Here is a 10,838-nt window from a genome sequence, read left to right as displayed (position 1 = left end):
ATGATAGGCGCGGAAAGATAGCGAACCGCTGTGATATCAATGACCGTCCCAGTATCATTGAAGCGCGCAGTCGTATGGGCGATTATGAAGGGGATACGGTGGTTGGTCGTGGACATCAAGGTGTGCTTGTCACTCTAGTGGATAGAACAACTCGAGAGACTAAGATCAAAGCGCTACCCAATCGCAAGGCAGTAGCCGTCACACAAGCTTGTATTGGCATGCTAAAAGGTGAACAGGCGTTAAGTATCACCTTTGATAACGGTAAAGAGTTTGCTGACCATGAAACGATGGCAACAGCGTTGAAGGCTGATATTTATTTTGCTCAGCCTTATCATTCTTGGGAGCGTGGAACGAATGAGAATACCAATGGGTTAATTCGTCAGTTTCTACCGAAGTCAATGCGTCTGGATAACCTATGCATGCACTTAGTTCAGTCGATTGAAGACAGTTTAAATAATCGACCTAGAAAGGTGCTAGGGTTTAGAACACCTCTTGAGGTAAAATCTAGCTTCGGGTGCGTTGCACTTCAATGTTGAATCCAAGTTCTTATATAATGATTGTGTTTTAACATTATCACCCCATTTATAGTAGGGAGAATGTTAAAATAGCAAAACTTAAACACCACTTATCTGTCGCTATTTTTAGTATGAGTGGTTCAATCGTAATTGGCTATTTACAATCGCTCATTTGGTAGCAGGGTTCGCTGTTTTTTACAGTGATTATCCTACTCAGCTACTTACTGACATTGATAACATCGCACATTCCAACATCTTTTTATTATAGGTGTTTGTTCATCATGCCAGCAGACTGATTCTTTTTTTAAAGAGGCACGTTTATGTCAGCACAACAATCTAATAAAATCCCCGTACAGCAGGTCGATCTTGATGCGACCAAGCAACGCGTGCACCCGAGGTTTGTCACAGGTTTTTATCAAAATATCCGCGTCGTTAGTATGTATGCCTTTTTGGCGCTGTTTTTGTTACTGCCGTGGCTGCGCTATAATGATAGACAAGCAATATGGTTTGATGTGCCCTCGCAGCATTACTATATTTTTGGCATGACGTTTTTGACCCAAGATTTTTATTTTATTGCAGCATTTGCCATTATTGCCGCGTTTACGCTGTTTATGGTGACGGTATATGCAGGACGCGTTTGGTGTGGTTACGCCTGTCCTCAAACGATATGGACCCATCTATACCAATATGTTGAAAAATGGGTAATTGGCGATCGCAATAAGCGTATGAAGTTTGATAAATCGCCGATGAGTGCGAGCAAAGTCTTCAAACGCACTGTCGTCTATGCGATTTGGTTTTTGCTTTCTGTGATTACAGCAGCGACCTTTGTTAGTTATGTAGCTGGGACAGATTCTCTATATCATAGCTGGCAGTCAATAGGAATGATTCCTTTCCCTGACTGGCCAACGTGGGTATGGGTCTCAATGTTTATCTTTACCTTTGCTACTTATGCCAATGCAGGCTATATGCGTGAGCAGATGTGTGTACAGATTTGTCCCTATGGCCGCTTTCAAAGTGTGATGTTTGATAAAGACACATTAATCGTATCTTATGATTATGAACGCGGTGAGCCGCGCGGTGCCCGTAAAAAAGGCACAAACCCAGAGCACTTAGGCGACTGCATTGAATGCACCATGTGTGTGCAGGTCTGCCCTACTGGTATCGATATTCGTGATGGCCTGCAAGTCGGCTGTATTCAGTGTGCGGCTTGTATCGATGCCTGTAACGAAGTGATGGACAAGGTCGGCTATCCGCGTGGCCTGATTCGTTATACGACCGAACGTCAGCTAGCAGAAAAAGAGCCAAGCCGCGTACTGCGCCCACGACTATTTGCTTATTTGACATTATTAGCCGTACTATGTGGCGGTGTGATATATGCGTTAACCGATCGCGTGCCGCTAGAGATTGATATACGTCGTGATCGTAACCAGTTATCATCTATCAATACCCAAGGCATGATCGAAAACAGCTATATCGTCAAGCTAACCAACAAAACCCAAGAGCCTCACAGTTATAAAATAACGCTCGCCCCGCAAGAGGGTCTGAGTTTAGAGCTGCGCTTCAACGATGTACCCTTAGAAGCAGGCGAAAGCTTCGATATGCCTGTCAGTATTTATGGTGATCCTGATGTGATTGAATTTGGTCAAACGCCAGTGACGTTAAATGTGACCAGTGAAGACGGTAAGTACAATGTCAGTAAGCAAAACGTCTTTACGACTCAAGGTCAGTAATTCATCACTGAACTGATTATTTAGTTTCCTTTATGTCATTCGGTAGTCAGCGACTTTGAGAGTCAAAGACTATCGAATAAATGTTTTACCATTAAACTGGTAGCGCTTAGCCGCCAAATTATCCGTTGATACCATTTGTAGATGTCTAATGAACAGCTATCTATTGATTGCGTATCTGATGCATAGGTATTTTATGTCTACTCCAGCACCGAACTTTAAACATCAAGATACTCAGCCATGGTACAAGAATTACATGGTCGTTATCTTTGTGATTGGCATGCCTGCTGCGGTCGTGATCGCTTGTATTTGGTTTGTTTATTACTCTTACCAGATCCGTGATAGCGTGGTACGTGACGACTGGTATATGGATGGCAAAACGCTCTATCATGATGTCTCTCGTGACAAGCTCACGTATGATTTAGACTTGCATGGACAAATGCAATTTGCCGATAATGGCAATATTGTGTTTTATTTAAATTATCCTGAACAGAGCCTGCAGTCAGGTAAGTTGCTTAATGGCACACCAATTACTTATCCAGATACCTTGGATTTATCGATTTCGCATGCCACCGACATTAAAAAAGATCGTGATGTGGTGCTACAGCATCAAGAAGGCAATAAATACACTGCCAAAGCAGATATTGATCCGGTAAAAGCCAAGTATTATTTGCAAGTGAGTAATGAAGGCAAAGACGATTGGCGTATGCAAGATGTGGCGAAATTACCACGTTCAGAGGTTAGTTTTGACCCGCTACCGGTCTTTGCAGAAAGTTAATTTATATAAATTAGATTTCGTATATTCAGCGAATAATCAACTTATCAAGACATAAAAAAACCAGCCATCAATCAATAATGAGCTGGTTTTTTTATTGTTATCATTTAGCTATAGTCAATGAAAAGTAATATCGAACCATAACGCACTGCTGATATCCATTTTTCTGACTTGCTGTGCCTGCGCAGATAGAGGCTACGAAACACTGATATCAGCAATATCTTCGCGCTTTTAGGATATTTTGACCATAGTCAGCAATCTTTCCAAATTCCCTTCAATAAAACAGACCACTAGATAACAGGGTTGATCGTTGGAATCTTCTGTGTTGGTCGACTGCTTTCTATCGCTTTGTCTGTCTGTTGCTTACTAGCAAACTTTGGATTAAAAGTTTGCGTTTTTGGCGCGACTGGTAGGCCGATGTCAGCCAAGCTATCTGTCTGCCCTGCTTGAATATTATCCCCTTCAAATAAACGCTCATCGTTATCACGGTCGAGACTTAAGTGTTCAAAATCGAATAACTCACGGTCTGCTAATTGTGAAGGAGCAACGTTTTGCATGGCCTTAAAGATAGAGGCCAAACGCTGCGGATGAGCATTATCCCATTCGCGTAGCATGTCATTAATAATAGCGCGCTGTAGATTGGTCTGGCTACCACATAAGTTGCACGGGATAATCGGAAACGCTTTGAGGCGTGCGTATTCAATGATGTCTTTTTCTTCAACGTATGCCAAAGGGCGAATGAGCATGTTTTGCTTGTCGTCGCTGAGCAATTTTGGCGGCATCGATTTTAGCGCGCCGCCATGAAATAAGTTCAAAAAGAAGGTCGCGAGCATGTCGTCACGGTGATGACCAAGGGCAATTTTGGTCGCGCCAATCTGCTTGGCAAAACCGTATAACGAGCCACGACGCAAACGCGAACATGCTGAGCAATAAGTCTTGCCTTCTGGCACCACGCTTTTGACGATACTATAAGTATCTTTTTCTAAAATATAATGAGCAATGCCCTGCTCGTTCAGATACGCTGGCAAAATATCCTCAGGATAACCGGGCTGCTTTTGATCAAGGTTGACCGCGACGATATCAAAGTTGATCGGCGCAATACGTTTTAGCAGCAATAAAATATCTAGCAATGTATAACTGTCCTTACCACCTGACACGCAAACCATCACCACATCGCCATCTTCAATCATATTGAAGTCACGAATCGCCCAAGATACTTGGCGGCGCAGCTTTTTTTGTAGTTTGCGAAATATCGCTGTTTCTGTCAGTGCTTGTTCGTCAGCCAATTGCTCAGCACTGCCATAGTCAACACCAGCATGCTCACTATCAGCTGCCACGTCCATAGCATCATTGAGCTCGTCGTTCACCTCATCGTATTCCATACTATGTCTATCAGTCTCTAAAGAATGATTATCGAAGTCAGCATTGGTAGACAACTCGTTAAATTGAGGAGGGAATGTTGGTGTAAACAAGGTCGCTGCGGTCATAAATTACTCAATATCTTTGCAAGGATGATGTGACTATAAAGCAAGCTATAAAACAGAAGGCGTCTCAATATTAATAGTGACACACGAGTGAGACGCTAAAAGCCGCAGCGATTATAACAAAAATCACTAAGGTATTGAAAAGATGAGGCTAAATTATTAGCATAAATGCTATCGTTGTGGGCAAACAATCATAGAATGTAGTGAAAATCGATGCGAGGAACAAAATCTTATCGCCTTTATGGTTCTGTAATAGCCGTATTTTTGCTAAAATAGCCGTTTTTCGCCAATCAATAATAGACAACACTATGACTAACGCTACCACACCAGCCAACGCCCAAAATCAAACAGCCGATGAGCGCTTAACAACACTGCATAAAAGCCAAAATGCTGTTGTGCTACTGTCTGGTGGTCTCGATTCAGTGACTTGCTTATATTGGGCCAAGGCGCGTTATGCGTCGGTTACTGCGGTCAGCTTCAACTATGGTCAGCGTCACAATAGTGAGCTTGTCGCCGCAAAAAGTATCGCAGAAACAGCCGCGGTCAATCATCGTATTATCGATATTGATATCGCTCAGCTGGGCGGCTCATCATTGACCGATCACAGCATGATCGTTCCTGACGGAGATGCAGAGAAGTTCCCTAATAAGAAACGCGATGAGATTGATAACGATGCCATTCCAAACACTTATGTGCCTGCACGCAATACCATATTCTTATCTTATGCCCTAGCCGTCGCTGAAGTCATCGATGCCAACCATATCGTCATTGGCGTCAGCTCAGTCGACTATTCTGGCTATCCAGATTGTCGCCCTGAATACATCGCCGCTTTTGAGCACATGGCGAATCTAGCGACTAAAGCGGGTGTGACTGGTCATCATCTAACCATTCAGACGCCATTGCAGCAGTTATCCAAAGCGAAGACCATTGAGCTTGGGCTGTCATTGGGTGTCGATTATGGCCAGACGATTTCTTGCTACCAAGCCGATGCCAACGGTCTTGCCTGCGGCGTTTGCGACAGCTGCACCTTACGTCGTCAAGGGTTTGCCCAAGCAGGTGTCGCTGATCCCACCCATTATCAATCTTAGCGCTTGGATTGGTTATATGGGTTATAGTCAGGTCAATATAAAAAAGATACAGCGTGACTGATATAAATTTTTTGCCGCCTCTGTCTGCGTAGGCACAGCAAGCAAGAAAAATTTATATCAGTCACGCACCTTCATGTTGTGTCTCTACTCTATTTAGTATCGACTATATATAACCAAAGCATTTGTAAATTGGTACGGTGATAACCTCGCATGATTTACTATTGTCATATCTGTGCTCAGTTGCTTTGTACTGACTTAAAATTGCCTCGACTATAGCAGCGGACGCCATGACTAAACATTAGCGAAACATTCGCTTGCATTAACACAGCACGCCGCCGTTGTATTTTAATTGTGATACTTGCTATGGTATGAACGATTATATTTGTCATTAAATAGACAAATGGTAGAGAAAAAGTGCTATTTATCTCCATTTTTTATCTACCGTCATTTTATTTTGCTCTGCGTAAAAATCTACAAAATTGCTGCCACCTTTGAGAGGATATTTATGAAGTTATTGCCCGTATTACCCCTAGCCCTCGCTGCGCTGTTTGCCATGCCACAAGCCAATGCTATCGATATTAAGCAAAACAATATCAATACTTGCGTGAGCGGTGCCGTCAAGTATAAAGTCGCTGACAAGAGCAACGCGACTAAGCTATGCAATTGCACTATTGATGTCCGTAGCAACATGACAATCGGTCAAATGTGGGAAATTGAGAGCTATGCCCAAGACAAAAAAGACCCGTCAGGCCTACCCTATGTAAAGAAAATGCAAAAAGACTTGCAGCAATGCACTGTTGGCCTAGACTTAAAGCAACCACAAAAACCTGCATAAGCAATAAATGGGTTAATACAAAAAAGACTGGCAATGACCAGTCTTTTTTGTTGCGAATGAATAAGTGAAGTGTAAAACTGAGTATTTATTTCTGCTAATCTGCCTATAATAAGACCACCATAATCTAAAAAAACCATAAAACAACTAAGGATTTTACCATGGCTAAGCCAACCACAGAGACTATTGCCCTGCCCGACTTTCCAGTGACGATGGTACGTGAGCTAGATGGTCATTTTATTCATGACGATATTAGCTTAAAAGACTTGGTTGCGCATACTAACAAAGGACTGATCCTTTATTTTTATCCAAAAGACAATACTCCAGGTTGCACCACACAAGCGACAGAGTTCACAGCGCACATTAATGATTTTGATGGCTTAGGCTATGATATCGTTGGGGTGTCCCGCGATAGTGTCGAATCTCATGAAAAATTTATCGCAAAATATGATTTACAGATTCCACTAATCAGTGATAACGACGAAAAGCTATGCCAGTACTTTGACGTCATTAAAGAAAAAAACATGTACGGTAAGATTACGTTAGGTCTGGTACGCTCGGCCTTCGTATTTGACAAAGACGGCAATCTTACTCATGCGCAGCGTAATCTACGTGCTAAAGACTATACTGAGCGCTTACTGACGATGTTAGCGCCATAACTTTTATTATGGTTATTGGCACTAACATCGTCATAGAATAGCGCCTATTGAGACGCTAAGCACAAACGATTAAAAGCCAACATTTTATCAGTCACTCACATCATATAAAATATAACCATTTGAGAATAATATGAATAACCAGTCAGACAGCACTGCCGCTAGTACAAACCATCAAGTCACGCGCAAGGTATCGGTTGCCGTCATTGGCGCAGGGACAGCAGGACAGAATGCCTTTCGCCAAGCCAGTAAAACCAAAGATGATATCGTCATTATTAATGATGGCTTTTGGACGACCACCTGTATTGCGGTCGGTTGTATGCCCAGCAAACTGCTTATTGCCGCAGCCGACCGCGCTCATGATGCCAATCACTCTGCAGAATTTGGGATTCATGGCAGCGCTCAGATAAATGGCAAACAAGTCATGGAACGCGTCCGCACTGAACGCAGTCATTTTGAAAGCTATATTGAAAAGCAAGTCGATAGCTGGCCTGACCACAAAAAAATATCGGGTCGTGCTCATATCAATGAGCAAGGTCTCATTGAGGTCAATGACGAGGTGATTGAAGCAGATAAAATCATCGTGGCTACTGGCAGCTCTCCTTTTATTCCAGAAGGTTGGAATGATAAGTTGGGCGACACTTTACTGACGTCTGATACGGTTTTTGAGCTACCAGATTTACCAAAATCTATGGCGGTGGTTGGCGCTGGTGCTATTGGTTTAGAGCTTGCACAAGCATTTAATCGCTTGGGTGTAGAGGTGACACTATTTAACCGTGTTAAAAAAGTAGCCGGACTGAAAGACTCAGACATTAGCAATAAAGCCATCGACTGTTTAAGCCGTGAGCTGACGATGCATTTGGGCAGTAAAATCAAAGATATTGGCACGCAGGCGGCTGAAGGTAGTCAAGGAGCACTCGCCTTTATTGATTATGAAGACAGCGCAGGTGAGACACAGCAGTGGCAAGGTGAATATGTACTGGTCGCGACGGGTCGCCGTAATAATATTGAGCAGCTAGGCGTTGAAAACCTAGGGGTTGAGCTTGATGACAAAAATCGCCCAAAGAATCTGAGTAAAAAGACCGGTCAAATTGGTGATTTAAATGTCTTTATCGTTGGCGATGCCAATGCCCATATTCCACTGCTGCATGTGGCCAGTGATGAAGGATTTAGTGCGGGCAATATGGTCTGCGACAATGTAAAAAATGCTCATATTCGCCCACCAGCCGTACCCTTCTCTATCGTATTTTGTTCGCCACAAATCATCAACGTCGGTAAGTCTCTCCCCGAAATAGAGGAAGATGAAGAGCTCGAACACGTGATTGGCAGCGTGAGCTTCGACAATCAAGGACGCAGCCGAGTCATGGGCGTCAACTGTGGCCTGCTACATATCTATGGCTGCAAAAAAACAGACAGAATCCTAGGTGCGAGCATGGTCGGTCCCGATGCCGAATATATCGGTCATATATTGGCGGTTGCTATCACCAATGACTTAAGTATTAAGCAATTACTGGACACGCCTTTTTATCATCCGACTATCCTAGAAGGTTTGCGTACCGCGCTACGCGATGTCCAACACAAAATGAAGATACCTTTTCAGTCTCAGGACACTCAAGAAAGCACTTCTTAATGCCCAAAACAGTAGCGCTTTTAAACATTATGCTTAGTACCAATCTTCGCTCATGTCGTGTTGTATTGATTGTCACGACTTGAGGTCATCTAAAAACACTTTGCATGGACGACACAATGGCAATCGCTAGTATTACCGAGTTTTTTCAAGAGATCATTCGTGACTTACATACTAGCCTTTACCTTGCTCTCGGCGGCTCAATCGATGAGGAGTCATTCGATTGGACGTCGCAAGCGGTAGAGCTGACCAGCACGGGTATTAAAATCCTGATACTGCTTGCGGTATTAGGGTTTTTTTATTGGTTGGCTATTTATATTGTCAAAAAAAGCAAATCCCGAATCCGTCTGAATGAACGCCGGTCAAAAATAGTACGCTCAGTTTTGCGTTATATTTGGATCGTTGCCAGCTTGATTGCCATTATGAGTCAGATTAGCTTTGAACCAGAGACGATCAAAGCCACGGCTAAGGCCAGTACTTGGGCGGGCATCTATTACGTGCTGTGGACGTCTTCTGGACAAATCATTCACAAGATCCTACAGCATTACGGACTCAATGCCTCTATTGAGCAGCTGCTTAAAAATATTTTGTCGGTATTATTGTTGGTATTGGGGCTTGCCAGTGTCATGGCGCAGTTTGGCTTTGATATTGTGTCTTTAGTGGCAGGTTTGGGTATCGCTGGTTTAGCAGTTGGCTTTGCTGCCCAATCGACGCTCGCCAACTTTATTGCTGGTATTACGATCTTGCTTGAGCAGTCCTTTCAAGTAGGCGACTGGGTCAATATCAACGATAATGAAGGTCGTGTGGTGGTGATTGCCCTACGTACTACTCACGTTTTGACTCGAGACAACATCACTGTCATTATTCCAAACTCCAACGTCGCCTCCTCTGAGGTAACCAACCTAACCTCCAAAAACTTTATCCGCTTTGATGTTCGTGTGCGTATTGCGTTTGAAGATGACATTGATAACGCCCGCAAAGAGATTTTGCAGGTACTTGCCGGCAATGATATGGTGCTTAATCGTCCTGAAACCTCAGCAACCGTCGATGAAATTGGCGAATATGGGGTATTTTTTATCGTGCGTTTTTGGGTAAAACCAGCCGCTGTTGCGCGTATGCCCAAGATTAAAGAAGGTCTAAGAGAAGATATCAAGCGTGCCTTTGATGCGGCCAATATATCCACCCCTTATCCGCATATGCGCCTGCTCATGCCAAAAGACGTGGATTATCCTATCGCGACCAAACCTTTTGCTACCACTACCCAATTGGTTACAGAAGCAGTATCGTTAAAAAAGAATGATAAATAACGTTTATTAGGGATGTCCCTAATGTAGAACAGTAAGTGCAAAAGCCTTAAACGACAGAGACTACTTCAAACATAGCTCTCTAGGATAGGGCCAAAGCAGCTAACGTAGCTTGTAAGGTCTAAAAAAATCTCATATAGTTTGATACCTTATATAGCAAATATCAGCTTAAAGATTTGCTTATGGATTGCTATAACTATTATCATATATATGCAGAATTTTGAAAAAAACACAATAACCTAAATAGGAGTAAATAATGATTACCCATGTACCTGATGTGACTTTCAAAACCCGTGTTCGTGATGAATCTATCGAAGGAGACAACCCATTTAAATGGCAAGACTTAACCACAGATGAGCTATTTGCCAATAAAAAAGTGGTCGTGTTCTCACTACCAGGTGCCTTTACGCCAACCTGTTCGACCAGCCATCTACCTCGTTATGAAGCGCTTTACGATGAGTTTAAGGCGTTAGGCGTAGATGAAATCGTTTGCATTTCTGTCAATGACGCCTTTGTCATGTATCAATGGGGCCTAAAGCAAAACCGTGAAAACGTTTTTTTGCTGCCTGATGGTAATGGTGAGTTCACTCGTAAAATGGGCATGCTTGTTGATAAGAGTAATCTTGGCTTTGGTATGCGCTCATGGCGTTATTCGATGCTTGTCGACAACAAAGCCATCAAAAAAGTGTTTAAGGAACCTAATTTTGGTGACAACTGCCCAATAGACCCATTTGAAGTATCAGATGCAGACACCATGTTAGATTATTTAAAAAGTAATGCTTAATCACAACACTTAAGTACATTGGCTCTTGAATAGTATTATCAGGCGT

10 protein-coding genes are annotated in these 10,838 nt (G+C 42.9%); 9 read left to right on the top strand and 1 reads right to left on the bottom strand.

The features are described from left to right. The 3 genes from W293_RS0102850 to W293_RS0102840 all read left to right on the top strand — a co-directional run. Nucleotides 1–536, top strand: a 536-nt coding sequence (locus W293_RS0102850; protein ID WP_025651008.1) for an IS30 family transposase, incomplete at its 5' end; no start/stop codon positions are given. 299 nt (nt 537–835) lie between these two features. Next, the gene (ccoG, locus tag W293_RS0102845) at nt 836–2,245 is read left to right on the top strand and encodes a cytochrome c oxidase accessory protein CcoG (protein WP_025651007.1); all 1,410 of its coding nucleotides are present in this window, start codon (nt 836–838) and stop codon (nt 2,243–2,245) included. Nucleotides 2,246–2,438: 193 nt separating this feature from the next. Next, complete coding sequence (locus W293_RS0102840; protein WP_025651006.1) at nt 2,439–3,020, top strand: FixH family protein; 582 nt, start codon at nt 2,439–2,441, stop codon at nt 3,018–3,020. 287 nt (nt 3,021–3,307) lie between these two features. Here W293_RS0102840 and ttcA read toward each other — a convergent pair whose 3' ends face one another. After that, a complete protein-coding gene (gene ttcA / locus W293_RS0102835; RefSeq protein ID WP_413771501.1) occupies nt 3,308–4,399 on the bottom strand; it encodes a tRNA 2-thiocytidine(32) synthetase TtcA in 1,092 nt (363 codons plus the stop codon). 473 nt (nt 4,400–4,872) lie between these two features. Here ttcA and queC point away from each other — a divergent pair, with 473 nt between their 5' ends. The 6 genes from queC (at nt 4,873) to W293_RS0102805 (ending at nt 10,792) form a co-directional block, all read left to right on the top strand. After that, entirely contained in the window at nt 4,873–5,589 is a 717-nt protein-coding gene (queC, locus tag W293_RS0102830; RefSeq protein WP_198015410.1) for a 7-cyano-7-deazaguanine synthase QueC, read from the top strand. Between the two features lie 505 nt (nt 5,590–6,094). Next, nucleotides 6,095–6,424 carry a hypothetical protein gene (locus W293_RS0102825; RefSeq protein ID WP_025651003.1) on the top strand — a complete coding sequence of 110 codons (330 nt, stop codon included), beginning with the start codon at nt 6,095–6,097 and terminating at the stop codon, nt 6,422–6,424. Between the two features lie 158 nt (nt 6,425–6,582). Beyond that, entirely contained in the window at nt 6,583–7,080 is a 498-nt protein-coding gene (locus tag W293_RS0102820; protein ID WP_025651002.1) for a peroxiredoxin, read from the top strand. 130 nt (nt 7,081–7,210) lie between these two features. Beyond that, on the top strand, nt 7,211–8,707 hold the full coding sequence (locus tag W293_RS0102815; protein ID WP_025651001.1) for a dihydrolipoyl dehydrogenase: 1,497 nt from the start codon (nt 7,211–7,213) through the stop codon (nt 8,705–8,707). A gap of 116 nt (nt 8,708–8,823) precedes the next feature. Continuing rightward, nucleotides 8,824–10,011 (top strand): mechanosensitive ion channel family protein, encoded by a 1,188-nt coding sequence (locus W293_RS0102810; RefSeq protein ID WP_025651000.1) that lies wholly within the window; start codon nt 8,824–8,826, stop codon nt 10,009–10,011. Nucleotides 10,012–10,264: 253 nt separating this feature from the next. Further along, nucleotides 10,265–10,792 (top strand): peroxiredoxin, encoded by a 528-nt coding sequence (locus W293_RS0102805; RefSeq protein WP_025650999.1) that lies wholly within the window; start codon nt 10,265–10,267, stop codon nt 10,790–10,792. Nucleotides 10,793–10,838 lie beyond the last annotated feature (46 nt).

This window comes from Psychrobacter sp. TB67, assembly GCF_000511065.1.
Lineage (GTDB): Bacteria > Pseudomonadota > Gammaproteobacteria > Pseudomonadales > Moraxellaceae > Psychrobacter > Psychrobacter okhotskensis.
The sequence above is the reverse complement of the archived record's forward strand: the minus strand, read 5'-3'. Positions and strand labels throughout refer to the sequence as shown.